Source organism: Streptomyces sp. PT12 (assembly GCF_003311645.1).
Classification (GTDB): Bacteria; Actinomycetota; Actinomycetes; order Streptomycetales; family Streptomycetaceae; genus Streptomyces.
Window position 1 is genome coordinate 38,531 of record NZ_QEST01000179.1, and the last position, 22,952, is coordinate 61,482.

Below are 22,952 nucleotides of genomic sequence, written 5' to 3' on the forward strand. Positions count from 1 at the left end.
TCACTCCCCTTCGCCCCGTGCCGAATCTCCCGTTGACGCCATCTCCTGTGACGCCGCTCAGCGCGCCTCGAGCGCCCTGACGACCTCGATGCCCCTGCCCTCGAGGCCCGTCAGCGTCTCGTGCGCGCCGCGCGCGTCCGTCACGACGGTCGTGACCGCGTCGAGCAGGCCGACCGGGGAGAAGGACTGCGCGCCCAGGTGCCTGCTCTCGGCGAGCACGACGACGCGGTCGGCCGCGGCGACCATGGCGGCCTTGAGGCGGGCGTCGCTCTCGGTGAAGTCGGTCATCACATTGGTCTCGACGTTGATGCCAGCGACCCCGACGATCGCGATGTCCCAGCGGCGCTCGCGGAAGAACTGCTCGGCCGCGGAGCCGTGCAGGCTCAGCTCGGCGGGCTTGAGGTCGCCGCCCGGCACGATCACCCGGATGTCGGGGTCCTGGCCGAGCACTTCGAGCACCTGCACGCTGGTGGGGGCCGCGAGCACCTGGAGGTGGCGCCGCCGCATCTCCAGCGCGATGTAGTACGCCTTGGTGCCGAAGTCGATCGCGACGTTGGCGCCGCGCGGGATGAGGTCGACCACCGCGCGCGCCATGGCCTTCTTGCCCTCGACGTTGGCGTTGAGGCGCATCGCGAACGGCGGCTCGAAGCTCCGCCCGGCGTTGAGCACCGCTCCGCCGTAGACGCGGCGGACGATGCCCTCGGCGTCGAGGTGCTCGATGTCGCGGCGGATCGTCAGCTCCGTCACCTCGAGCTCCTGGCTGAGCGCGGCGGTCTCGACCTTGCCGTGCTGTTCGAGCAGCTCGATGATGCGTTGCAGCCGTCGTTGGCGCTTGCCTGCCAAGGACGTTCACCTCTCTCGGGCGGTCGTGGTGCGGGGGCGGTCACGGGTGCGTCGTGCCCACCCTACGGAGTCATCGGGCGCCCGTTTCCCGGGAGTTCGGGGTGCACGTCGCTGACGCCCAGGATCGTCTCAAGCTGCTCGCCGACCGCGAGCAGCTCGACGTCGCGGCCGTAGCGGCCGACCACCTGGAGCCCGACGGGCAGCCCGCCGGAGAAGCCAGCGGGCAGGGCGAGCACGGGGTGCTGCGTCATCACGAGAAGGCAGGCGAGCCGCTGCCACAGGAAGTAGCGGTCGAACGTCGTGTCCCCGATCCTGGCGACCCACTTGTCCTCGGCGGGCGGCGCCACCACGGGGGCGCCGGGGCACACGAAGCCGTCGACGTCGCCGAGCAGTTCGGTGAACGCGGTGAACAGGCGGTAGCGGCGGTCCTCGGCCTCGATGAGCTCGGTCGTGGAGAACGCGGACGCCTCGCCGACGTTGCGCACGAAGTCGTCGCGGTACTTCTCGGGGTGGTCGATCGGGTCGCGCCCGAGCAGCGCGAACCAGCCCGTCAGCTCGATGACCTCCCAGGCCCGGCCGACGCCGGTGAAGTCGATGCCGGTGCGGGAGTCGACGTCGACGATCTCGACGCCCGCCGCCCCGAGCCTGGCGCGGGTGTCGGCGAACACCGCGCGGACCTCGTCCGAGATCGGGAGCCCGCCGAGGTCGGGGCTCCAGGCCAGGCGCAGCGGCGCGGTGCGGGGCGCGCCCAGCTCCTCGGTCGGCGCGCCACCGACCGAGAGCGGGGCGAGCGGGTCCTCGCCGGTCATGCCGGACAGCAGCAGCGCGGCGTCCCGGCACGTGCGCGCGACGGGGCCGTTCACCGAGTGCGGCGACCAGGATCCGCCGCCCGCGACCGCGGGCACGAGGCCCGGGGTGGTGCGCAGCCCGACGACGTTGCAGAACGACGCGGGGTAGCGCAGGCTGCCACCGGAGTCGGAGCCGTCGCAGAACGGCAGCATGCCCGCCGCGACCGCCGCGGCGCCACCGGTCGATCCCCCGGCGTGCCGCGTGAGGTCGAAGGGGTTGCGCGTGATCCCGAAGACGTCGTTCCAGGTCACCGTGCCGACGCCGAACTCGGGGGCGTTGGTCTTGCCGATGAGCAGGGCGCCCGCGGCGCGCAGCTTCGCCACGTGCGGGGCGTCGCTCGCCTCGGGCCCGCGCCCGGCGAACGCGCGTGAGCCGCGCGAGGTCGGCATCCCGGCGACGTCGACGAGGTCCTTGATGGCGATCGGCAGTCCGTGCAGCGGGCCGAGCGGCCTGCCCTCGTCGAGGGCCAGGTCGCGGGCCCGGTCGGCCTCGGCGGCGAGCGCCAGGGCCTCGTCGCGCGGCAGCCGGAACACCATGACGTTGACGGCGTCGTCGGTCGCGTCCATCCGGTCGAGGAACGCGGTCATCACCTCGACCGCGCTGAGCTCGCCCGACGCGATGGCGTCGCGCAGGCGCGTGGCGGTCCACCAGTGGATCGGCTGGGTCGGCGTCGTGGGCGTGGGCGTGGTCATGCGGTGCTCCTTGTCTGCGCGTCGGCGCGGATGGTCGGCCATCGGAAGGGTGCCTCGGCGAGGGCGGCGGCCGATGTGAGCCCGTCGGGCCCGCGCGTGCTCGCGAGCACGAGGACGGACGCGTCACCGTGCGCCCTGCGCGACGCCGGGCCGAGGGTGACCTCGACCGGGTCGCCGGGGCGCGCCTCGACCCGGTGGTCCGCGACCTCGACCAGCGCGGGCGCGGCGCCGCCCCGCACGGTCACGCTGACATCGACGGCGCCGCCCGGCGCGATCTCGGCGCGGGCATCGACGGCGATCGGCACGGCGCCCCGGCCGCGCGCCGGGGGGCCGGAGCGCAAGAGCCCGTGCGGTGGGACCTCGGGCAGCGGGGCGGCGGGGCGTGGCGGGAGCGCGCGTTCGACCGCGGCGGCCCAGCGCAGCAGGTCGGCGTCGGCGTAGGCGGGCCCGCACAGCGTGAGCCCTACGGGCATGCCGAGGTCGGCGGTGCGGCCCATGGGCACCGTCACGCTGGGCAGCCCCACGCGGCGCATGACGTGGTTCATGTGCGAGAACACGGCGCCGTCGGCCCAGGCCAGGCGGGCGGAATCGGGATTGGTCTCGGCGTCCCACGGGCCGATGTCCGCGTTGGCGGGGAAGGCGAGCACGTCGATGCGGGCCTCGGCGAGCCACGCGTGGAAGAGCCGTTCCCGCGCGGCGGCCAGCCCGCGGAGCGCGGGCGCGGCACGCGCGATCGCCTCGGCCATCGACGGGGGCTCGGCGCCGAGGATCGCGCCGAAGTCGAAGGTGTCGCGCCCCGGGTGCCGCCGCCCGCCCTCGATCGCGTCGATCGCGTACGGCGCGTCGGGCCTGACGGCGCCCGGCGCGATGTCGCGCAGCGCGACGGCGCCGCCGCAGTGGTCGTGAAGGAACGCGGTCCACGCGGCGGTCATGAGCGGGCCCAGCTCATAGGCGGTCCAGTCCCCGGGGAGGTAGCCGCCGCTCACCAGGTCGCGGGCGCGCGCCGAGCGGGACTCGTACGCCTCGACGAGGGGGAAGGGCACCCGCACGACCGTCGCACCGGCGTCGGCGATGGCGCGCTCGGCGTCGTCCCAGAGCGCGCGGATCGACGGGCGAAGCGGGATCGGGGCGACGTCGTCGTAGCCCTCCCCCACGTAGAGCCGCGGCACGCCCACGCGGAGCCCGCGCAGGTCGCCCTCGGTGGCGGCGAGCGCGGCGAGGTCGGCGGCGACGCGGGCGGCGGGGGTCACGTCGATCGCGGTCTGGCGTTGCCACACGTCGCGGTCGTCGGGACCCGCGATCACCGCGAGCACGTCGACGAGGTCGGCGACGTCGAGCGTGTGCGGCACGACCACGTCGCGGAACGGGTGCAGCGGCCAGTTCCCCGCGCTCGGGACGACGCCCCAGGACGGCGTGTAGGCGACGAGGGCGTTGTTGGACGCCGGGGAGCGCCCCGAGGACACGGTCTCCTCGCCGATGCCGAACGAGCAGAAGCCCGCGGCGAGGGAGACCGCGGAGCCTATCGACGACCCCGAGTGCCAGGCGGCGGCGAGGAAGTCGGGGTTGTAGGGGCTGCGGGTGCGGCCGTAGAGACCGGCCTGGCCGCCGCCGATCGCCATGGGCGGCATGTTCGTCCTGCCGATCAGCAGCGCGCCCGCCGCCCTGAGGCGCTCGACGACCACGGCGTCACGTTCGGCGCGGAGCCCGGCGAACGCGGGGGATCCGGCCGCCACGGTGAGGCCGCGCACGGCGAAGCTGTCCTTGACGCCGAACGGGACGCCGTGCAGGGGCCCTCGGGCGCGGCCCCGCGCGCGCTCCAGGTCCCGCGCCGCGGCCTCGTCGTACACGGCCGGGTCGAGCAGGGGCATCGCGCGAAGGCGCGGGCCGCTCCGGTCGAGTGCGGCGACCCGGCGCAGCGCGTGGTGGGCGAGCGCGAGCGAGGTCGAGCCGCCCGAGGCGAGCAGCGCACGCGCGGCGGCGATCGTGAGCGTCGCCGCGTCGGCGCGCCGCGCGGTGGCGTCGGCGTTCATGGCGGTGGTCGGTGCTCCTTCGGTCCCGGGGGTGGTCGGCCGCGGCCCCGGCCTCGGCGGCCGCGCGCCGCCGGGGCCGGGGCCGAACGGGTCAGCCGCAGTCGGTGGTGTAGAGGTAGGAGGACATGTCGTCGCTGTCGACGTTGTCGGCGGTGACGAGGGCCCAGGGCGAGAACTCGGTCTTCTCCGTGATGCTCTCGGCGTCGACCTCGCCTTTGAGGATGCGCGAGACGAGGGTCATCGCGTCGAAGCCCATCGTGTAGGGGCTCTGCGCGACGAGCGCGTCGTAGTCGCCGTCGCGCAGCTCCTCGACCTGGGAGGACGAGGTGTCGTAGCCGAGGTGCACGATGTCGTCGCCGCCCGCGGTGCGGATGCCGTTGGCGGCTCCCGTCCCGGCGCCGATGTTCGTGGAGAACACGAGCGACAGGTCGGGGTTCGCCGCGAGGGAGGACGTGACGACCTGGGACGCCTCGGCGGAGTCGCCCCCGACGTACTGGAATTCGAGCATTTCCAGGCCGGTCTCGTCCTGGATCGCGTCGCGGAAGCCCTCGGCGCGTGCGGTCTGGATGGCGTTGCCCGGGGCGTCGGTGACGACGAGGGCGGTGCCCGAGGTGATGGCGAAGTCCTCGACGGCCTGGACGGCGGCGTCGTAGGACGACTGGTAGCTGTCGGTGCGGATGCTCTGGGTGTACGCGTCGTTGGAGAGGAACGAGTCGGGCATCACCAGGGGCTTGCCCGCGTCGGTGAAGGAGCTCATGGTCTGGTTGAACGCCGTGTTGTCCCACACGGTGAGCAGCAGGCCGTCGGGGTCGGTGGCGAGCACCGACTGGAGCACTTGCATCTCCTCCTCGACCGATGTGCCTGGCGTGCCCTGGATGTTCAGCGTCACGCCCTGTTCGTCGGCCGCGTCCCGCGCGCCGCAGTACATGGCGCCGTAGAACTCTCCGGTGCTCTCGGGCGTGACCATGGCGACCGTGAGGTCCCCTTCGCCGCCGCCCTCGTCGCCGCCCGATCCCGTGGCGGGGTCGCTGGTCGAGCATCCGGCGAGCAGGGTCGCCACGGCGACGGCCACGCCGGCACCGAGCATCCGCCCCGTGCGGGCCCGCGTGCTGTGCTTCATGTCTTCTCCTTGCGCTGGTTCATGGGGAGGGCGTGGCCGTGCGGGAGGTCGGGGGGTGGGTGCCGTGGGGGGGGAAGGGGCCGGAGGCGGCGGTCAGCCGCCGCCCTTGGCGCTCTTGCGCGCGGCGGGGTCGAGGCTGACGGCGATCAGGAGCATCGTTCCGATCGCGATCGTCTGGTAGAAGGGCGAGAGGTCGATGATCACAAGCCCTGACTGGAGGATGATCGCCAGGAACGCGCCGACGATCGCCCCGAGGAAGCTGATGCGCCCGCCCGTCAGGGCGGTGCCGCCGATGAGCGCCGCGGCGATGGCCGCCATCGAGTCGTTGAGGTGCCCCGAGATGTTGGTCGTCGAGTAGCGGGCGAGGTCGATATAGCCCGCGAGCCCGGCGAGCGCCGAGGACAGCACGAAGATCGCGATCGTGTGGCGCAGCGTCGCGATGCCGACGCGGCGGGCGGCGAGCCGGTTCGAGCCCATCGCGAGGGTGTGGGTGCCCCACGAGGTCAGCCGGTGGAACGCCCAGATGACCGCGATCACGATCAGGCTCACGATCATGGGCATGGGCAGCGGGCCCGCGTTCACCGCGCCGAAGGAGGTCTGGAGCTCGCCCGGCATCCCGGTCAGGTTGACGCCCCCGGTGATCACCTGGGCGACGCCGGTGCCGATCGAGAGCATGCCGAGCGTCGCGACCAGGGCGTTGACGCCGACGACGCCGACGAGCACGCCGTTCACCGCCCCGATGACGGCGCCGGCGCCGACGCTGATGAGCGCCCCGAGCAGGAGCACCGCGGGCATCGGCAGGCTGTCCTGCGTCGCGATCATGGCGTTGCCCGCGAGCACCGAGGTGAGGATGACGGCGGCGCCCTGGGAGATGTCGATGTGCCCGGCCGACATGAGCACGGCCTGGCCGACCGCGAGCAGCAGGACCTGTGACGCGGTGAGCGCCATGCCGCGGACGTTGGCCTCGCTGAGGAACGCGCCGCCGGGCGAGAGCGCCTGGAAGATCGCGATCACCAGGATCTCGACGGCGATGATCTGGAGCGCGCGGTGGGAGAGCGCCGAGGCCAGCCCGCGGGGCGCGGTCAGGCCCCGGGAGCGTCCGACGGCGGTCGTGGTGTCTGACATGGTCACTCCTCGCCCACCATGACGGTGACGACGTCGGAGACGGAAAGCCCTTCGGGGGGAACGTCCTTGGCGATCGTCCCGTGGCGCAGGATCACGATCCTGTGCGCCAGCTCGAGGACGCTGGGGATGTCGTGGGAGACGAGGACGACGCCGAGGCCGTGGTCCGCCGCCTTCCTGATCGAGTCGAGGACGATGCCGACCTGCTTGGGGCCGAGCGCGGCCGTCGGCTCGTCGAGCAGGATGAGGTGCTCGGCCCACTTCATGGCCCGCGCGACCGCGAGCACCTGGCGCTGGCCTCCCGACAGGCTCGCGACGGGCAGCCGCACGTCGCGCAGGGTGGATATGCCGAGCCGTTCGATCGCGGCCCTGGCCTCCGCGCGCATCCTCGCGCGGTCGAGCACGCGGAACGGGCCGATGCCGCGGGCCAGTTCGTTGCCGAGGAAGAGGTTCTCGGCGAGGCTCAGGTGCGGCGCGAGGGCCAGGTCCTGGTAGACGACGCCCACGCCGAGGCGCTTGGCGTCGGCGAGCGACGTCAGCGGCTCGCCCTTGACGGCGACGACCCCGGTGTCGGGGGCGTGCGACCCGCAGATGACGTTCATCAGCGTCGACTTGCCCGCGCCGTTGTCGCCGAGCAGGGCGACGATCTCGCCCGCCCGCACCGTGAGGTTCACCTCGCGCAGGGCGGTCACGGCGCCGAAGCGCTTCCCCACGTCGGAGATGGTGAGTACGTCGTCGGCCATGGCCTCATCCCTCCTGGGCGAGTGTGTCGAGCACGGCGCGGTAGGCCGTGGCGAACGCGGCGGCGTCCTCGTGCGTGAACACCAGCGGGGGGCGCACCTTGAGCACCTGTCCCCACCGGCCGACGGCCGAGATGAGGACGTGGCGGTCGCGGAGCCCATTGACGACGCGCCGGGCGACCTCGCGGGACGGCTCGCCCTCGCGGTCCACCATCTCGACGCCGATGAACAGGCCGACGCCGCGAACGTCGGCGACATACGGGCTCGCGGCGCTGGCCTCGGCGATCGAACGCCGCAGCGCGGCGCCGACGTCGAGCGCGGCGCGCAGCAGGCCGCGCTCCTGCACCTCGTCGAGCACGGCCCCTGCCGCGGCGATGGAGGCGGGGTTGCCGCCGAAGGTGTTGAAGTAGCGGTGCCCCGCGGCGTATCCGTCGGACAGCTCGGCGGGGAGCACGAGGCTGCCGATGGGCAGCCCGCCCGCCAGTGGCTTGCCCGATGTCACCATGTCGACGTGGTCCGTGTGGCGTTGGAAGCCCCACATGGCCTCGCCGATGCGCGCCATGCCCGGCTGGACCTCGTCGGCGATCACCAGGCCGCCCGCGGCGCGGACGGTGCGGAACGCCTCGGTGAGCATGCCGCGCGGCCCGGGGAAGATGCCGTCGGTCGACATGATGGTGTCGATCAGCAGCGCGGCGACGCCAAGGCCGCTGGCCGTGAGGTCGTCGATCGCCTCGCGCACGGCCGCCGCGAACGCCGCGCCCGCGGCGTCGCCGTGCCTGAAGGTGTCGGGCGGGTCGACGACGCGCGCGAACGGCGCGAGCGGCATGCCGGGGCCGTTCTCGGGCGAGACGCCGGAGAGCAGGCTGGTGGTGCCGTGGTACGCCATCCGCGTGACGATGACGCCGTCGTTTCCGGTGCGCCACTTGGCGACGGTGAGCGCGAGGTCGTTGGCCTCGGATCCGGAGTTGGTGAAGATGACGTGGTCGAGGTGGGCCGGGTAGGTGGCGAGGAAGCGCTCGGCGAACTCGACGACGCCGTCCTGGAGATAGCGGGTGTGGGTGTTCATCCGCATGAGCTGCGCGTGGACGGCGTCGGCGACGCGGGGGTTGGCGTGGCCGACGGCGGGCACGTTGTTGTACGCGTCGAGGTATTCCACGCCGTCCGCGTCGACGAGGCGCGCGCCGCTGCCGCGCACGACGTGCACGGGCCTGTCGTAGAACAGCGGATAGATGTCGCCGAGCGTCGCGCGGCGGCGCGCCAGGAGCGTGCGGTCGGCCTCGGAGAGGGTGTGCGCCGCCCCCGGGTCGAACCGGTTGATCATCTGGCCCGGTATCGGCGTCATGCGATCGTCCCCTCGGCGGCGCGCGCGTCCACGCCGTCCAGGCCATTCGCGCCGTCCAGGCCGTCCACGCCGTCCAGGCCGTCCACGCCGCCGACGCTCGCGAGCAGCCGCTCGGCGAGGCGGTCGTAACGGAGCACATAGGCGGCCCGGTCGGGCGCGCGCCGCGCGGACTCGCGGCCGAGGAGGATCACGATGGCGAGCCTGCACAGCGCGAGGGTGCGCAGCAGCGAGACCTCGAGGGCGCCCAACCGGCAGCGGATGGCGGCCTGTTGGAGGTAGCGGCGCACGACGGGGTGGTCGAGCGCGCCGCAGGCGAGCGCGAGATAGCAGGCCGCGACCGCCACGTCGTAGGCGCGGGGGGCGCGGACGGCGTCGCCGAAGTCGATGATCCCCGACACCTCGCCGCCGTCCGCGACGAGGACGTTGGAGAGGTTGAGGTCGGCGTGGATGACCTGGGCGGGCAGGTCGCCGCGCACCGGCAGGACGCGCGCGCGGTAGCCGTCGATCACCGCGCGCAGCACGTCGGCCGTGCCGGTGGGCGCGTGGGCGTCGACGAGCGGTGCGTACTCCACGACGGCGTCGAGCGACCAGGCGTTGGCGTCGGGGACGCCGAGCGCGTCCGCGTCGGCGTCGGCGAGCACGTCCATGAGCGCGGCCTGGTGCCGGGCGAGCGCCGCGGCCAGGTCCTCGGTGAGCGTGGCCTCTTCGAGAGGGCGGCCCGGGCAGAGCGTCGTCACATAGGCGGTGCCGTCGGCGCTGAGCGCGGCGCCCGTGGTGGCGCTGGTGAGCAGGCGCGGCAGCGGGAGGCTCGCGTCGCGGGCCGCGAGGGCCAGCAGCCCCGCCTGCGTGCGGGGCGCGGCGCTGCCGTGCGGGGACCGCTTCACCACGAGCCCGCCGCGCCGGGTCGCGACCAGCCAGGTGCGGTCGGTCTCGGATGCCGTGGGCGTCACCGCGAGGATGTCGCGCACGCCGTACTCGGCCAGCAACTCCTCGACGGCGTCGCGGGCCGATGCCGCGTCGGCGACCTGCCGCATGTCACACGCTCCTTGGTCTCGCCCCCGCTGAATTGATCGCAACATTAGCTTTTTCTGATTGAACCAATCAGTCTGAGCGGTTCTTTTTTACAGTTGCGAAACAGACTTGGAACGGGCGCGGCGCGCCCCTCCGCCGGATTCCGGTATCCCCGTACCGGTTGGCCATACCGGCTCGTGGTACCGCATGAGCATGGTGAACACGATCGAGCGGCGCCGCAGGGCCGGTGGCGAGCGCCGACAGCGGGTGCGGGACGCGGTGGTGGAGGTGCTGGCCGAGCGCGGCTACCAGGGCACCCGGTTCCGGGACGTCGCCGCGGCCAGCGGGGTCGCGGTCAGCACGCTCCAGACCTACTTCGGGTCCCGCGAGGACATGCTGGTCGAGGCGCTGTGCGAGGCCACCGAGGCCGAGGCCGCGGCGCTGCGGGAGGCGGCCGACGCCGTCCCCGACCCCTGGGAGCGGCTGGTCCGGCTGATCGACCGAGGGCTGGCCACCCCGGTCCCCGTCTGGCGGACGCTGATGGAGTTCTGGACGGCCGCCGCGCACGACGCGGAGCTGCGCGCCCACAGCCTCACCCTCCAACGGGCCTACCGCGAGCCATTCGAGCGGGTGATCGGCGACGGCCTGGCGTCGGGGGCGTTCCGCGCCGGGCACGACGCCTCGGTGGTGACCGACCTGATCGTCGCCTGCCTCGACGGCCTGCTCTACCCGCGGGTGCTCGGCCAGCCACACCCGCGGACCGGCCCGCTGCGGGAGCTGCTGCTCGACCAGCTGCGGCACACCCTGGGGGTGGCCCAATGACGTTCCTGGTCACCGGAGCAAGCGGCAAGGTCGGCCGCCATGTCGCGGCCGGGCTGGCGGCCTGTGGCGCGGATGTCCGCCCCGCGTCACGGCGCAGCGCCGTGCCCCTTGACTGGGCCGACCCGGCGGGCTGGGAGCGCGCGCTCGACGGCGTGCGGGGGATCTTCCTCGTCGTGCCGGGCGGCGACGACGGCCACCGGGACGTCGCGGGCCTGGGCCGCCAGGTGGTGCGCTTCCTGAACCGCGCCGAAGCGCGCGGCGTGGAGCGCGTAGCCCTGATGACGGCGCTCGGCATGCGGCACGCGCCCGAGGAGGCCGACCAACGCGCCGTCGAGCTCCATCTCCAGGCCAGCGGGCTGCGCTAGACCGTGCTGCGCCCCAACTGGTTCCACCAGAACCTCACCGAGGGCGTGCTGGCCGACCTCGCGGCCGCCCGGGGCGGGGTGCTCGCGGTGCCCGTCGGCGAGGCGGCGTGCAGCCTGATCGACGCCCGCGACATCGCCGCCGTCGCCGTCGCCGCGCTGCTCGGCGAGCACCACGGCAGGGAGTACGACCGCACCGGCCCCGAGCCGCTGACGTTCGAGCGCGTGGCGGCCATCTCGGCGGCGGCCGGGCTCCCGGTGCGGGCCTACCGCCCGGTGCCGGACGCCGAGTTCCGCGCGGCGGCCGCGGGCCTGGGCTGGCACCCCGCCTATGTCGCGCAGCTCAGCGAGCTGTTCGCGCTCATCGAGTCGGGCGCGACCGCCGGGGTCTCGCCGCACGTGGCGCGCGTGCTCGGCCGGGATCCCGTGTCCCTGCGCGCCTTCTCCAGCAGACTCACGGGCCGAAGCGGCCGGTCATCATGGGGACTAGGCCGTGTCCGGTCGATCATCTGATTCGTTGGTCTGGTTATGGGCGGGGGTGATTTATCTGACGAGGAGTGGGAACGGCTGTGGCCGTTTCTGCCGGTGAGTAATGGCCGTTGTGGCCGGTGACGGGATCACCGGCAGGTGATCAACGGGATCCTGCACCGGGTTCGGACCGGGGGCCGCGGACTCGGGATCAAGCATGGGCACCCAATAACGGGCGGTCATGGCGATGTCCCAGAGGGCCCGGCCCGGGGCCGCCAAGTCGAAGTCGATCAGGGCTGCGGCGCGACCGTCGCGGAAGACGACGTTCTCCGGGCACACATCGTTGTGGCACAGCATCGTTCCCCCTTCCGGGTCGGCCAGGCCCCGGGGCCACTCGGCACGGGTGTCGACCGCGACGGCCGCGCTGGTCTCATGCAGACGCCGCAGCAGGCTCCCCACCGATGCGAGGGCGGAACTCGTCATCGCCCAGTCCGGGAACGGCGGCAGAGCCACGTCGCCAGGGATGAAGGTCAGCTGCTCACGACCCTCCGCTGTGAGACCGACAGGGGTCGGCGCCGCGTCGAAGCCGTGCTCCTTCAGCGCAAGGAGATAGGCATGCAGGGTGCGCGCGTTGCGCGGTGCCGGTCGCTCCACCAACTCTCCCCGGCGGAAGACCGCCCCCACGTTCACCATCCCGCCGACCAGCGCCTCGTCTTCAACCGTCATGAAGTCACGCTATCGCCGGATCGACCCCGCGCGGGGCGGCCTGCACACGACGTGGATCAACGCGCGACAGAACGCGCGACGCGGAATCCCACGTCGTCGACCTGGAAAGTCGGGTGGCTGCGGCGCCGCGCGGAGGCCCGGCAACTCCAGTGCTCATCGAACCAACCCCCGCCACGGAGCACCCGATAGGCGCCATAGACCTCGGCGTCGTAGACGTCCCAGCACCAGTCCCAGACGTTGCCGAGCATGTCGTGGAGACCCCACGCGTTGGGGCGCTTGCCGCCCACCTCGTGGACGCGCTCGTGCGAGTTGCCGCGGTACCAGCCGATCTCAGTGAGATCCCCGTAGCGCGGCCCGGTCGTCCCGGCACGGCAGGCGTGCTCCCACTCGGCTTCGGTCGGCAGTCGATACCCGTCGGCCGACGCGTCCCACTCGATGGCTTCAGCCTCGGCACGGATGTGATACGCGGGCGTGAGGCTGGCCCACTGGGACAGGGCATTGCAAAACCGCGTCGCGTCCCACCAGGAGACGCACTCGACGGGCAACTGGTCCCCAGGGGTGGTACTGGGCCGCTGGCCTGTGATCTGTGCGTACAACGCCTGGGTGACCGGGAATGCCGCGAGCTGGTAGGGCGCAAGCTCGACCGACCAACTGCGCTGCGTCCGCCGGTCCGACAGCGTCACCTGCCCCGGCGGGATGGCGATCATCTCGTTCCCCATCATCACGTCCATGATCAGGAGATCCTAACGAGACCTGTCAGTGCGAAACACCAGAGCCGAACGGTTGTCCTGGGCTGACATGAAGCTGCAAGTCGTCCTTCACTGACACAAACAGCCATCGATCATCCTTCAGTGGCACAGGTCAATCTCCCCAGACCGATCGCCGGCCAGCTTGCGCCTGTCGGCAGCCGTCACCGTGGCGCCCGCGCTTGAGCGGGCGGCCGGGGGCCGGGAGGTGGGAGAGCGCTCTCCCGACGCGCCGGGCGGGGTCCCTTCGCGGCGCCCCGGTGGCAACGCCCACCGGGGAGAGCGCTCTCCGGTCACCCTGGCGGTGGCCCTCACGCTGCTTGTCCTGCTCGCGGGGATCTACCTCGCGGTGGGCGCGGCGTTCGCCGCAAGGGAGAAGGGGCTCACCTATGACAGCGGGCGGGAGCCCTCCGCCCCGCCGATCTCCTCGCCCGCGCTCCAGTGGAGCGTGGCGGACGGCATGGAGACCGCTTTCCGGGCGGATGCCGCCATCTCCCGGGGTGCGCTCATCGGCGATCTCACCGTCACCGTTCCGGCGAACTGCGAGGCGCGCACGGTGCGTTGGAGCATCGCCGTGGACGGCGACGACGTACGCGCGGGAACGCTGACCGGCGAGCGGGAGTACGAGATCGCCACCGACCACGCCTTGGACGGCGCCCCCGAGTCGGTCACGCTGAGCGCCGAGTGGGACGGGGGCGACGCCCCGTGGTGCGACGCGTTCGGCCTCACCTGGCACCATCCGCGCACGGCCGCGGAGTTCGACCTCTGGTACGCGTTCCGATGACGGCGCCCGAAGAGGCCGGGGAGGCCGAAGGCACCGGAGAGGCCGGGGAGGGTCCCGAGGCGCGCGGAAGCGATGACGAGCGGTTCCCCTTCCTCGCCCTGTTCGTCCTCTGCGGCAGCGTCCTGCTGATCATCGCGCTGGCGCTCCTGGCGTCGCCGGGCAGGGTGCGGGTCACCTACGCCGAAGGCGACCGCCCCGAGGTCCAGGAGAAGACGTACACGAGCCGGACCAGCAGCACCAGGCACCGGTACTTCACGTGGGACGTGCGCGAGCGCATGGAGGGCGTCCTTCGCGTCGAGGTGGGCTCCACCGCCGGTCTGATCCGGATCAGCGGAATGCGCGGCACCCTCCATCTCTCGGTGCCCGAGGGCTGCGAGGACCGGGAGATCCGCTGGCGCATCACGGCGAACGGCCGGGAAGCGGCTGCGGGCTCGGCCCGTTGGCTGAGCGAGTACGAGACCCGCACGGACTTCTCGACCGATGGCGTCCCTCGCGAGGCGGTCCTCACCGCGGAGTGGGACGGGCCGACCGCCGCGTGTCCTTCGTTCTCCGTGGTGTGGGAGCTCGAGACCTCACGCTTCCCCGCCTCGCTCCCCTTCTGAACGCTCCCCTTCTGAATGCTCCCCTTCCGAACGCCAGCGCTCCGAACGCCAGCCTTCCGAACGTCTCAGGCCGAGTCGCGAATCACCAGGCGGCAGGGCAAGTACCGTGTGCCGGGCTGGGGTTGGTCGTCGATCGCCTCCAGGAGGCGCACCGCGGCGGCGCGGCCGAGCTCGCTCAGCTCCATGTCGACCGTGGTGAGCGGCGGGCGGCAGGCGGTCGACATCACGTCCCAGTTGTCGAACCCGACGAGCGCGATGTCCTCGGGAACGCGCTCTCCCAGCTCCCGCAGGCTGTCAGCGGCGCCCCTCGCGATCTGGTCGCTGCCGCAGAACACCGCGTCGCAGCGCGGCTCCGCGTGCAGGATGTGCTGCACGGCCTGGCGGCCCCATGGCTCGTTCCACTCGCCGAACAGGACGTGGCCGCCTGCGGGTTCGAGCCCGGCCTCCGCCAGGGCCTGCCTGAAGGCGTCCGCCCTGGCCTGCGAGGAGTGGTGGCGGGCCGGGCCCGTGATGTGCGCGATGCGCGTGCGGCCCGCGGCGATCAGGTGGCGCACCGCGTCGCGCGCGCCCTGCCGCTCGTCGGGGGCCACCGACATGTCGTCCTCGCTCGTGGAGGGCGCCATCGCGTAGACCACGGGCACATCGAGGAACTGCCGCAGCGGCGGCCGGGGATCGGTGCGCCGCCCCGCGACGATCAGGCCGTCCACGCGGCGGGACGCCAGCGCCTTGAGATGGTGCCGCTCCCTGATGGCGTCGCCCCTGGTGTCGCACAGGAAGACCGAGATCTCCCCCGCGCCCAGCGCGTCCTCGGCGCCGAGCAGGACCGGCAGGCTGAAGCGCCCCACGTGGTCCGTGGTCAGCAGCCCGACGGTGAAGCTGCGCCCGCTCAGCAGGCTGCGGGCCATCTCGTTGGGCCGGAAGCCGAGCCGCCGAGCCGCCTCCGCCACCCTGGCGCGGGTCTCGTCGCGGAGCTTGCCGCGGTCGTTCAACGCCTTGGACGCCGTGCCGATCGACACCCCGGCGAGCGCGGCCACATCGGCGATGGTGACCCGCGCGCGCCGCGCGCCGCCCGGCTCGCGCCGCCCCGCGTCCGTGGCCCGCGCGTCGCGCCCGTCGGCGCCTGACTCTGTGAGATCAATCTCGGACAACCCTTTTCCTGCTCCCTGCTCCCCACAGCCGTGGGCCGTTCCGCTCCTCTGGGTGGCACATCGTAACGCGCCACCGGAGTCGCAGGATCATACTCCGCGCAGCCCTCTTGACCCACCGATCCGGGTCGTCCTAGATTCCATCAACCGAGGGAGGCAACCGTTTTCCTTTAGTTGCCGACTGTTTCTCGGCACCCGAGCCGCGCACCCCTCAGGGAGCATCCGCATGACCGCCAGCACCGCCCCGCTCTCAGGACCACTCTCAGGACCCCTTCTGCCGACCGACTCCGCCGCCACGACGTTGCGCCCGGCGGCCGCCGCCCGGGTCACGGGCGGGCTCTGGCACGCCCGCCGCTCGGTGAACGCAGCCACCAGCGTCCCCGCGGGGCATCAGCGCCTGGTCGAGGCGGGCAACCTGCACAATCTGCGCCTGGCCGCGGGCACCGCGACGGGCGATTACGTCAACAACCTGCCGTTCCTCGACTCCGATGTGTACAAGTGGCTCGAGGCGGTGGCCTGGCAGCTGGGCGATCCGGACACCGGCGCCGAGGAGTCGGCGAAGCTCGCGGAACTGCTCGCCGAGGTGACCGGGCTGCTCGTGGACGCGCAGGAGCCGAGCGGCTACCTCGACTCCTTCTACCAGGTGGTCCGCCCCGACCGGCGCTGGCAGGAGCTCGACTGGGGCCACGAGCTGTACTGCGCGGGGCACCTCGTCCAGGCGGCCGTCGCGCACACGCGGGCCACGGGCCGCACCGAACTCCTCACCGTCGCACGGCGGTTCGCCGACCACATCGACGAGGTCTTCGGCACGGGCGAGGGCCGGATCGACGGGGTGTGCGGCCACCCGGAGATCGAGACGGCCCTGGTGGAGCTGTTCCGCGTCACAGGGGAGCGCCGATACCTCGACCTGGCACGGTACTTCATCGACCGGCGCGGCCAAGGGCTGCTGCCGCGGGGGCGGTTCGGCGACCGGTACTGGCAGGACCATGTGCCGGTGCGGGAGGCCGACGCGGTGGCGGGGCACGCGGTCAGGCAGCTCTATCTGCTCGCCGGGGCCGTCGACGTGTACGCGGAGACCGGCGACGCGTCGCTGCTGGCCGCCGCCGAGCGCTGCTGGGAGGAGATGGCGGCCGAAAAGACCTATGTGACGGGCGGGTTGGGGGCGCGGCACACCGACGAGGCGTTCGGCGACCCGTACGAGCTGCCGTCGGAGCGGGCCTACACCGAGACCTGCGCGGCCATCGCCTCGGCGATGCTCAGCTGGCGGCTGCTGCTGGCCACCGGCAAGGCGCGGTACGCCGACCACATGGAACGGGTGCTGCTCAACGGCTTCCTCGCCGGTGTCGCGCTCGACGGCGAGCACTACTCCTATGTCAACCCCCTGCATGTCAGGGATGGTTACGTGCCCTGGGGCGGGGACCGCGGGCCGTTCCGCACCCGTTGGTTCCACTGCGCCTGCTGCCCGCCCAACGTCATGCGGCTGCTCTCCTCGCTGCCGCACTACCTGACCGCGAGCGACGGCGAAGGTCTTGTCGTCCACCAGTACGCCACCGGCTCCTACGCCGCGGAAGGGCTCGCCGTCGAGGTCGCCACCGACTACCCCTGGCGCGGGCGGATCGAGGTCACCGTCACCGAGAGCCCGGACGCCGACCGGACGCTGACACTGCGCGTACCGCACTGGGCGGCGGGGCGCTGGACGGCGAGCGCGGCGGGCGAACGCGTGGGCGCGGACGCGGAGGACGACGGCTGGCTGCGGATCCGGCGCCGCTGGCGGGCCGGTGACACGGTCGTGCTCGACCTCGACCTGGCGCCCCGGCTGACCGCGCCGCCCTCGCGCGCGGACGCGCTGCGCGGCTGCCTCGCCATCGAACGTGGACCGCTTGTCTACTGTACCGAGCTGGCCGACCACCCCGCGGGCACCGCGCTCGACGACCTGCGGATCGACCCGGGCGCCGGGCTGCGCGAGATGGCGCGGCCCGAGCTGCTCGGCGGCGTCGTCACGGTCACGGGGGCGGCCGTAACGCCGCCGCCCGTGCTGGGCCAGGACTGGTGGCCCTATGGCCCCGCGAGCGGAGAGCAGGGTGAACGGGCGGGCGCCGTACGGGAGTTCACCGCGATCCCCTACCACCTGTGGGGCCACCGCGAGCGGGGTGCGATGCGGGTGTGGCTGCCGGTCCTCGGCAGCGACCCCGGCCTCGCCGACCGTGGCGGGTCCGCCGCGCCCAACGGCTCGGTCCGGTGAACGGCGGCCCCCCGCCGCGGCGTTCACTCCGGGCGCGCGGCGGACGGGGGGCGGGCCGGTGACGCTCAGCCCGTGGGCGCGCTCCGACCAGTCGGGGTTCACGGGCGAGGTGGTCGATCGGTTCAACGCCGAACACCAGGATGTCCTGGTGGAGTTGACGCTGCTGCCGCCGGGGAACTACGTGCAGAAGCTCGGCGTCGCGGTCGCGAGCGGCGCCGGGCCCGACCTGACCGGGCCCGACCTGGCCTCGACCGACCTCGTGTTGGTGCCGTTCTTCGCGTCCTCGGGCGTGCTCGCCGACATCACCGGCCCCAGCCGGGAGTTGCCCGAGCTCGACCGGCTCAGCGAGCCGCACCTGGACCAGGGGATGTACCAGGACCGGCGCTACGCGCTGCCGTTCACCGGGGGACGCCTTGGCGCTCTTCTACAACCGGGACCTGTTCCGCGACGCCGGGCTCGACCCGGACCAACGGCCGCGGAACTGGGACGAGTTCGTCGACGCCGCCCGGCGGATCAGCGCGCTGGGCGACGACGTCCACAGCGGTACTACGTGCGGGGGCTGGTGGCGGGGTCCGTCACATAGCGGGGCGGCGGACGTGCGGCCGCCCCCGTGACCGATCGGTTGCGTTGGGTTGCGACCGTTCGACGAACCCCGCCCTCATGGCCGAGCTGATCCAGCGCTTGGCGAAGCGATCAGTCGATCGCGATGAGTTCGACCTCGAACCGCAGCGTGGCGTTGGGGGGGATGACGGGCGGAAAGCCCCGGCTCCCGTACGCGTAATCGGGCGTGCAGATCAGGGTCGCCTTCTCCCCGACCGACAGCTGCGGCACGCCCTCGTCCCACCCCTTGATGACCTTGCCGACGCCGATCTGCGTCACGAACGGGGCCCCGCGATCGCGGGAGGAGTCGAACTTCGTGCCGTTCTCGAGGGTCCCGACGTAGTGGATCCTCACCGTGTCCCCCGGCCGGGGGAAGCTCTGGCCGTCTCCGGGAGACAGGCGTTCCAACGTGACACCCATGCGTGCCGCCTTCCGCTCGATGATCAGCGACCACACTACTGACCGTGCCGAACAGGGCGCGCCCCGGCCCCGAGCCGCCCCGAGCCGCGCCGAGCCGCGCCGAGCCGCCCCGCCCGCCGCACACCCCCTCGCACACGGGTGCGTAACCTACGCCTCGTCACCAGAGCACCCGCCCGCCCCCACCCACCGACGAGGAGACGCCCATGACCGAACGGACCGAGCCGCACGACGACCTTCCGAACGACGACCTTCCGAACGACAACCTTCCGAACGACAACGTTCCGGACGGCGACGTTGCCAACGACGACGCCCCAAACGCCGCCCCCAAGATCGACGCCTCCGTTCCCCACTCCGCGCGCATCTGGAATTACCTGCTCGGCGGGAAGGACAACTACCAGGCCGATCGCGACGCGGGCGACCGGGTGGCCGCCGTGTTCCCCGGCATGGTCCAGCTCACCCGCCACTCCCGGGCGTTCATCGGCCGCGTCGTGCGTCACCTGGCGGAGGAGGAGGGCATACGCCAGTTCCTCGACATCGGCACGGGGTTGCCCACCGTCGACAACACGCACGAGGTCGCCCAGCGCATCGCGCCCGAGAGCCGCATCGTGTACGTCGACAACGACCCGCTTGTCCTCGTACACGCCCATGCGCTTCTCACCAGCACGCCCGAGGGCGCGTGCGACTACGTGCACGCCGATGTGCGCGACCCGGAGCGCATCCTCGAAGAGGCTGCGCGCACCCTCGACTTCGACAAGCCCGTCGGCCTCATGCTCATGGGCATCCTCGGCCTGGTACCCGATTTCGATCAGGCGCGTTCGGTCACCTCTCGCCTGCTTGACGCCCTCGCCCCCGGAAGCTTCCTCGGCCTCAACGACGGCTCCACCACCGACCCCGCCTATGTCGAGGCGATCAGCCGCCACAACCGAGGCCATGGCGTCACGCCCTACACGCCGCGCACCCCGGAGCAGATCACCCGCTTCTTCGACGGCCTCGACCTCCTCGAACCCGGCGTCGTCAGCTGCTCCCAGTGGAGACCCGGCGTCCTCCCCTTCGGCCTCCCCGACCCCGTCGCCTGCCATGGCGGCCTGGCGCGCAAGCCCCTTCCGACGGCGCCCTGACACGGCGGAGCACCGGGGTCACCGGCCCGCGGGACGTTCGTTCCTGTTCGAGTGTGAACGGGTCGGTGGCCTTGTGTGCGTGGGGGGTTGACGGTGCATGAGGGCGTTCCATACTGAACGGCGTCAGCCCAGATGTTTACGCAAACATCCCTCGATGGCACGAGCCGCGTCAGAAAGGAAGGGCACCATGCGTTCCCCCACCACGAGCGGGCCGGGAGGCCGGGCGGCGCGCCGCGCCTGGCTGCTGGTCACCGTTGCCTGCCTGAGCCTCGCCGCCGCGCTTTCGGTGGCCCCGGCCGCCCACGCCGCGCCGGTCACCGTGCTCAACGGCACCCAGTTCACCGACCCCAACGGCGATCCCGTCCACGCGCACGGCGGCGGCGTCATCAGGGTCGGCGCCCACTACTACTGGTTCGGCGAGAACCGCCAGGAGGACAGCAACGGCTTCCGCTACGTCTCCGCCTACCGCTCTACCGACCTGAGGACCTGGGAGTTCCGCAACCACGTCCTCACCCAGCAGTCCGACCCCGAGCTCCAGCAGGCCAACATCGAGCGCCCCAAGGTCATGTACAACGAGGCCACCGGGCAGTTCGTGATGTGGATGCACAAGGAGAACGGCCAGGACTACAGCGAGGCCAGGGCCGCCGTGGCCGTTTCCGACACCGTGGACGGCGACTACGACTGGCGGGGCAGCTTCCGGCCGCTCGGCCACATGTCGCGCGACATCACGGTGTTCGTGGACGACGACGGCACCGGCTACATGGCCTCGGCCGCGCGCGAGAACTACGACCTGCACCTCTACCGGCTCACCGACGACTACACGGACGTCGAGACCCTGGTGGCCAACCCCTGGCCCGGCGGCCACCGGGAGGCGCCCGCCCTGTTCAAGCGGAACGGCGTCTACTTCATGGTGACGTCGGGTGCCACGGGGTGGAGCCCCAACCAGCAGCAGTACGCCACCTCGACCAGCCTGGCCACCGGCTGGAGCGCGATGCGCGACATCGGCGACTCCACGGCGTTCGGCTCCCAGACGGCGTGGGTGCTGACGATCCAGGGCAGCGCGGCCACCTCGTATCTGTATATGGGCGACCGCTGGGGCAACTCGTTCGGCGGGCGCGTCAACGACTCCCGCTATGTGTGGCTGCCGCTCACGTTCCCCGACGACCGTACGCTGAGCATGAGTTGGGCGCCGCAGCTGACCATCGACACCGCCGCGGGGACCGTCGCGGCGTCGGGCGGCCCCTACCGGACCCTGACCGCGCGGCACTCGGGCAAGTGCCTCGACATCCCCAGCCAATCCCAGGCCATCGGCGCGGAGTTGGCGCAGTACGGCTGCAACGGCGGCGGCAACCAGCGGTTCTGGCCGCGCGACGCGGGCAACGGCGAGGTCCAGCTCGTCACCCGGCACAGCTCCCTGTGCCTGGCCGTCGCCGACGGGTCGACGGCGAACGCCGCCCGGGTCGTGCAGTCCGTGTGCGACGGCGGCGCGGCGCAGCGCTGGCGGCTGGCCGACGCCGGGGGCGGGTATGTGCGGATCGAGGCGGTGCACAGCGGCAAGTGCCTCGACGTCTCCGACGAGTCGACGGCCGACGGCGCCCGGCTGATCCAGTACACGTGCTCGGGCGCGCAGCACCAGCAGTTCAGGCCAACGGCCGTCTGACCCGGCCATGGCGCGACGGGGGCGGCCGCGCAGGCGGTCGCCCCCGCGTTCAACGGGCCCCGCGTCGGTGGTGTGCGTGGTAGGGGGTCCAGCGGGCGGCCCACAGGACGGTGGTGGCGCTGATGGTGAGCGACTGGCCGTCGTGGAACTCAAGGCGTTTGCGGCCTCGGGTCATCGTGGTGAGGTCGGTGACGACGAACGCCTGTCCGCCGATGACCAGGTGGTCGTGGCGGCGTACGGTGGCGGCGTTGACCTGGACGGAGACGAGGCTGCCCGGGGGCTTCATCGCAGGGCCTTCTCCCAGAACGAACGGGGCCGCAGCCCGGGTGGGTCGGCGCGCCAGACGGTGAGGGTGGCGCGGTGCCCCGCCCACCACAGCCCCGCGGGGCGCTCCGTCTACGCGGCGCCGCGCGGCGCGAGGCTCTGGCGGGTCATCAGTGTGCCGCTCACCCGCAGGGGGCGGTGGGGGCCGCCGTCGTGGTCGATGGCGCGGTGGATCGCCTCGGCGCCGACGCGGGCGAACGGCAGGGCGAGGGTCGTCAGGCGCGGCGTGACGTCGGCGGCCAGCGGGATGCCGTCGAACCCGACCACGGAGGTGCGCCCGGGTACCGGCACCCCCGCGGCGCGGAGGGCGGCGAGGGCGCCGATCGCGACGATGTCGTTCATGGCGAGGATCGCGTCGATGTCCCCGCCCTCCGCGAGGAGCGCGCGCGTCGCGTCGTGGCCGCCCTGGCGGCTGTCCTCGCAGGGTACGACGCGGACGTCGGTGACCGGGTCGGGGTGGTCGGCGAGCCCGTCGAGGAAGCCCGCGACGCGTTCGGCGGCGGTGAAGTGCCCGTCGGGGCCGCCGAGTACGGCGACGCGGCGGTGCCCGTCGCGGGCGACGAGCGCGCCGAGGGTGCGGGCGCCGCCCCGGTTGTCGAAGCAGATCCGGGTGAACGGCAGGTCGCTCTCCCCCACGATGACGACGTGGCCGCCCTCGTCGGCGTAGGAGCGCAGGGCGTCGAGCAGTCGGCCGCCGAGCGCCGCGGCGTCGATGCGCCCCGAGGTGAGGACGAGGGCCCTGGGGCGCACCGCGCGGGAGACCTCGATCGCCCTGAGCTGTCCCTCGGGTGTGCCGCCGGTCGATGACACGGTGACGAACGCGCCCGCCGCGGACGCCTCGCGTTCCATCGCGGCGACGATGAGCGCGATCATGGGTGTCGTGAGGTCGTCGGCGAGCAGGCCGATGGCGTCGCTGCCCCGTTTCATCGCGCGGGCGGCGGCGTCGGGCACGTAGCGCAGCTCGGCCGCGGCGGCGAGCACGCGTTCCTGGAGTTCCCTGCCGACCGGGCGCGCGCTGTTGCCGAGCACCCGGGAGGCGGTCGCGATCGACACACCCGCCCGCCGCGCCACGTCGTGCAGCGTGACCGTCGGGCGTGCGCGCTGGGGCATGGACCGCTCCTCTCCCTCAGGCACGGGCGCACGGCCGGGGGCCGCGCCCCGCGACCCTACCTGAGGGCGGGGGC

22 protein-coding genes and 2 pseudogenes are annotated in these 22,952 nt (G+C 72.8%); 10 read left to right on the plus strand and 14 right to left on the minus strand.

The features are described 5' to 3' along the window. Nucleotides 1-57 precede the first annotated feature (57 nt). The 8 genes from DEH69_RS19740 to DEH69_RS19775 all read right to left on the minus strand — a co-directional run bounded on the left by DEH69_RS19740 (nucleotide 58) and on the right by DEH69_RS19775 (nucleotide 9,772). Nucleotides 58-843: a DeoR/GlpR family DNA-binding transcription regulator gene (locus DEH69_RS19740; protein ID WP_113688310.1), complete on the minus strand. Its 786-nt coding sequence runs from the start codon at nucleotides 841-843 to the stop codon at nucleotides 58-60. Nucleotides 844-905: 62 nt separating this feature from the next. Then, nucleotides 906-2,384: an amidase gene (locus DEH69_RS19745; protein ID WP_181727509.1), complete on the minus strand. Its 1,479-nt coding sequence runs from the start codon at nucleotides 2,382-2,384 to the stop codon at nucleotides 906-908. Continuing rightward, the gene (locus DEH69_RS19750) at nucleotides 2,381-4,414 is read right to left on the minus strand and encodes an amidase family protein (RefSeq protein ID WP_113688312.1); all 2,034 of its coding nucleotides are present in this window, start codon (nucleotides 4,412-4,414) and stop codon (nucleotides 2,381-2,383) included. Before DEH69_RS19750 ends, DEH69_RS19745 begins: the two co-directional genes overlap by 4 nt. A gap of 91 nt (nucleotides 4,415-4,505) precedes the next feature. Continuing rightward, complete coding sequence (locus DEH69_RS19755) at nucleotides 4,506-5,534, minus strand: substrate-binding domain-containing protein (protein WP_113688313.1); 1,029 nt, start codon at nucleotides 5,532-5,534, stop codon at nucleotides 4,506-4,508. A 93-nt stretch (nucleotides 5,535-5,627) separates the two neighbouring features. Beyond that, nucleotides 5,628-6,659, minus strand: a complete 1,032-nt coding sequence (locus DEH69_RS19760; protein ID WP_113688314.1) for an ABC transporter permease — start codon at nucleotides 6,657-6,659, stop codon at nucleotides 5,628-5,630. A 2-nt stretch (nucleotides 6,660-6,661) separates the two neighbouring features. Next, nucleotides 6,662-7,399 carry an ATP-binding cassette domain-containing protein gene (locus DEH69_RS19765; protein ID WP_113688315.1) on the minus strand — a complete coding sequence of 246 codons (738 nt, stop codon included), beginning with the start codon at nucleotides 7,397-7,399 and terminating at the stop codon, nucleotides 6,662-6,664. A gap of 4 nt (nucleotides 7,400-7,403) precedes the next feature. Further along, on the minus strand, nucleotides 7,404-8,738 hold the full coding sequence (locus tag DEH69_RS19770) for an aspartate aminotransferase family protein (protein WP_220131309.1): 1,335 nt from the start codon (nucleotides 8,736-8,738) through the stop codon (nucleotides 7,404-7,406). Continuing rightward, nucleotides 8,735-9,772, minus strand: a complete 1,038-nt coding sequence (locus tag DEH69_RS19775) for a phosphotransferase enzyme family protein (protein ID WP_181727510.1) — start codon at nucleotides 9,770-9,772, stop codon at nucleotides 8,735-8,737. Before DEH69_RS19775 ends, DEH69_RS19770 begins: the two co-directional genes overlap by 4 nt. 190 nt (nucleotides 9,773-9,962) lie before the next feature. On the opposite strand from DEH69_RS19775, the gene DEH69_RS19780 reads away from it, so the two are divergent. From DEH69_RS19780 to DEH69_RS19790, 3 genes are read left to right on the plus strand one after another with little or no spacing between them, the layout of a single operon-like run. Further along, nucleotides 9,963-10,571, plus strand: coding sequence for a TetR/AcrR family transcriptional regulator (locus tag DEH69_RS19780; protein ID WP_220131310.1), 609 nt, complete (start codon nucleotides 9,963-9,965; stop codon nucleotides 10,569-10,571). Continuing rightward, nucleotides 10,568-10,936: an SDR family oxidoreductase gene (locus tag DEH69_RS19785; protein WP_113688318.1), complete on the plus strand. Its 369-nt coding sequence runs from the start codon at nucleotides 10,568-10,570 to the stop codon at nucleotides 10,934-10,936. The genes DEH69_RS19780 and DEH69_RS19785 overlap by 4 nt, the downstream gene beginning before the upstream one ends. A gap of 3 nt (nucleotides 10,937-10,939) precedes the next feature. Further along, nucleotides 10,940-11,446 carry a hypothetical protein gene (locus DEH69_RS19790; protein WP_113688319.1) on the plus strand — a complete coding sequence of 169 codons (507 nt, stop codon included), beginning with the start codon at nucleotides 10,940-10,942 and terminating at the stop codon, nucleotides 11,444-11,446. A 150-nt stretch (nucleotides 11,447-11,596) separates the two neighbouring features. On the opposite strand, the pseudogene DEH69_RS19795 reads toward DEH69_RS19790, so the two are convergent. Together DEH69_RS19795 and DEH69_RS19800 are read right to left on the minus strand one after the other, a co-directional pair. After that, nucleotides 11,597-12,127, minus strand: a pseudogene (locus tag DEH69_RS19795) (aminoglycoside phosphotransferase family protein); the annotation flags it as partial. A gap of 56 nt (nucleotides 12,128-12,183) precedes the next feature. Beyond that, nucleotides 12,184-12,858: an SUMF1/EgtB/PvdO family nonheme iron enzyme gene (locus DEH69_RS19800; protein ID WP_113688320.1), complete on the minus strand. Its 675-nt coding sequence runs from the start codon at nucleotides 12,856-12,858 to the stop codon at nucleotides 12,184-12,186. Between the two features lie 319 nt (nucleotides 12,859-13,177). Here DEH69_RS19800 and DEH69_RS19805 point away from each other — a divergent pair, with 319 nt between their 5' ends. Both DEH69_RS19805 and DEH69_RS19810 read left to right on the plus strand, forming a co-directional pair. Beyond that, on the plus strand, nucleotides 13,178-13,657 hold the full coding sequence (locus DEH69_RS19805; protein WP_113688321.1) for a hypothetical protein: 480 nt from the start codon (nucleotides 13,178-13,180) through the stop codon (nucleotides 13,655-13,657). After that, nucleotides 13,654-14,259, plus strand: coding sequence for a hypothetical protein (locus DEH69_RS19810; protein WP_113688322.1), 606 nt, complete (start codon nucleotides 13,654-13,656; stop codon nucleotides 14,257-14,259). Before DEH69_RS19805 ends, DEH69_RS19810 begins: the two co-directional genes overlap by 4 nt. Before the next feature lie 65 nt (nucleotides 14,260-14,324). Here DEH69_RS19810 and DEH69_RS19815 read toward each other — a convergent pair whose 3' ends face one another. Further along, nucleotides 14,325-15,302: a LacI family DNA-binding transcriptional regulator gene (locus tag DEH69_RS19815; protein ID WP_258534806.1), complete on the minus strand. Its 978-nt coding sequence runs from the start codon at nucleotides 15,300-15,302 to the stop codon at nucleotides 14,325-14,327. Between the two features lie 328 nt (nucleotides 15,303-15,630). Here DEH69_RS19815 and DEH69_RS19820 point away from each other — a divergent pair, with 328 nt between their 5' ends. The 3 genes and pseudogenes from DEH69_RS19820 (at nucleotide 15,631) to DEH69_RS32150 (ending at nucleotide 18,260) form a co-directional block, all read left to right on the plus strand. Beyond that, complete coding sequence (locus DEH69_RS19820; RefSeq protein ID WP_113688323.1) at nucleotides 15,631-17,646, plus strand: glycoside hydrolase family 127 protein; 2,016 nt, start codon at nucleotides 15,631-15,633, stop codon at nucleotides 17,644-17,646. A 109-nt stretch (nucleotides 17,647-17,755) separates the two neighbouring features. Then, nucleotides 17,756-18,037 (plus strand): annotated as a pseudogene (locus DEH69_RS32920) (sugar ABC transporter substrate-binding protein); the annotation flags it as partial. A 22-nt stretch (nucleotides 18,038-18,059) separates the two neighbouring features. Beyond that, entirely contained in the window at nucleotides 18,060-18,260 is a 201-nt protein-coding gene (locus DEH69_RS32150; protein WP_258534801.1) for an extracellular solute-binding protein, read from the plus strand. 79 nt (nucleotides 18,261-18,339) lie between these two features. Here the strand turns inward: DEH69_RS32150 and DEH69_RS19830 are convergent, their stop codons facing one another. Further along, a complete protein-coding gene (locus DEH69_RS19830) occupies nucleotides 18,340-18,666 on the minus strand; it encodes an FKBP-type peptidyl-prolyl cis-trans isomerase (protein ID WP_113688350.1) in 327 nt (108 codons plus the stop codon). 203 nt (nucleotides 18,667-18,869) lie between these two features. On the opposite strand from DEH69_RS19830, the gene DEH69_RS19835 reads away from it, so the two are divergent. Both DEH69_RS19835 and DEH69_RS19840 read left to right on the plus strand, forming a co-directional pair. After that, nucleotides 18,870-19,784 (plus strand): SAM-dependent methyltransferase, encoded by a 915-nt coding sequence (locus tag DEH69_RS19835; RefSeq protein ID WP_113688325.1) that lies wholly within the window; start codon nucleotides 18,870-18,872, stop codon nucleotides 19,782-19,784. A 187-nt stretch (nucleotides 19,785-19,971) separates the two neighbouring features. After that, nucleotides 19,972-21,444 carry an RICIN domain-containing protein gene (locus tag DEH69_RS19840; RefSeq protein WP_113688326.1) on the plus strand — a complete coding sequence of 491 codons (1,473 nt, stop codon included), beginning with the start codon at nucleotides 19,972-19,974 and terminating at the stop codon, nucleotides 21,442-21,444. A 49-nt stretch (nucleotides 21,445-21,493) separates the two neighbouring features. On the opposite strand, the gene DEH69_RS19845 is transcribed toward DEH69_RS19840, so the two are convergent. Both DEH69_RS19845 and DEH69_RS19850 read right to left on the minus strand, forming a co-directional pair. Further along, nucleotides 21,494-21,730 carry a hypothetical protein gene (locus DEH69_RS19845; protein WP_113688327.1) on the minus strand — a complete coding sequence of 79 codons (237 nt, stop codon included), beginning with the start codon at nucleotides 21,728-21,730 and terminating at the stop codon, nucleotides 21,494-21,496. Nucleotides 21,731-21,840: 110 nt separating this feature from the next. Continuing rightward, the gene (locus tag DEH69_RS19850) at nucleotides 21,841-22,878 is read right to left on the minus strand and encodes a LacI family DNA-binding transcriptional regulator (protein ID WP_113688328.1); all 1,038 of its coding nucleotides are present in this window, start codon (nucleotides 22,876-22,878) and stop codon (nucleotides 21,841-21,843) included. Nucleotides 22,879-22,952 lie beyond the last annotated feature (74 nt).

What these genes read in the sequence shown, in the direction of transcription:
- DEH69_RS19745 (WP_181727509.1), bottom strand. Translation starts at nt 2,384, where the DNA reads ATGACCACGCCCACGCCCACGACGCCGACCCAGCCGATCCACTGGTGG.
- DEH69_RS19750 (WP_113688312.1), bottom strand. Translation starts at nt 4,414, where the DNA reads ATGAACGCCGACGCCACCGCGCGGCGCGCCGACGCGGCGACGCTCACG.
- DEH69_RS19755 (WP_113688313.1), bottom strand. Translation starts at nt 5,534, where the DNA reads ATGAAGCACAGCACGCGGGCCCGCACGGGGCGGATGCTCGGTGCCGGC.
- DEH69_RS19760 (WP_113688314.1), bottom strand. Translation starts at nt 6,659, where the DNA reads ATGTCAGACACCACGACCGCCGTCGGACGCTCCCGGGGCCTGACCGCG.
- DEH69_RS19765 (WP_113688315.1), bottom strand. Translation starts at nt 7,399, where the DNA reads ATGGCCGACGACGTACTCACCATCTCCGACGTGGGGAAGCGCTTCGGC.
- DEH69_RS19770 (WP_220131309.1), bottom strand. Translation starts at nt 8,738, where the DNA reads ATGACGCCGATACCGGGCCAGATGATCAACCGGTTCGACCCGGGGGCG.
- DEH69_RS19775 (WP_181727510.1), bottom strand. Translation starts at nt 9,772, where the DNA reads ATGCGGCAGGTCGCCGACGCGGCATCGGCCCGCGACGCCGTCGAGGAG.
- DEH69_RS19780 (WP_220131310.1), top strand. Translation starts at nt 9,963, where the DNA reads ATGGTGAACACGATCGAGCGGCGCCGCAGGGCCGGTGGCGAGCGCCGA.
- DEH69_RS19785 (WP_113688318.1), top strand. Translation starts at nt 10,568, where the DNA reads ATGACGTTCCTGGTCACCGGAGCAAGCGGCAAGGTCGGCCGCCATGTC.
- DEH69_RS19800 (WP_113688320.1), bottom strand. Translation starts at nt 12,858, where the DNA reads ATGGACGTGATGATGGGGAACGAGATGATCGCCATCCCGCCGGGGCAG.
- DEH69_RS19810 (WP_113688322.1), top strand. Translation starts at nt 13,654, where the DNA reads ATGACGGCGCCCGAAGAGGCCGGGGAGGCCGAAGGCACCGGAGAGGCC.
- DEH69_RS19820 (WP_113688323.1), top strand. Translation starts at nt 15,631, where the DNA reads ATGACCGCCAGCACCGCCCCGCTCTCAGGACCACTCTCAGGACCCCTT.
- DEH69_RS19830 (WP_113688350.1), bottom strand. Translation starts at nt 18,666, where the DNA reads ATGGGTGTCACGTTGGAACGCCTGTCTCCCGGAGACGGCCAGAGCTTC.
- DEH69_RS19835 (WP_113688325.1), top strand. Translation starts at nt 18,870, where the DNA reads ATGACCGAACGGACCGAGCCGCACGACGACCTTCCGAACGACGACCTT.
- DEH69_RS19840 (WP_113688326.1), top strand. Translation starts at nt 19,972, where the DNA reads ATGCGTTCCCCCACCACGAGCGGGCCGGGAGGCCGGGCGGCGCGCCGC.
- DEH69_RS19845 (WP_113688327.1), bottom strand. Translation starts at nt 21,730, where the DNA reads ATGAAGCCCCCGGGCAGCCTCGTCTCCGTCCAGGTCAACGCCGCCACC.
- DEH69_RS19850 (WP_113688328.1), bottom strand. Translation starts at nt 22,878, where the DNA reads ATGCCCCAGCGCGCACGCCCGACGGTCACGCTGCACGACGTGGCGCGG.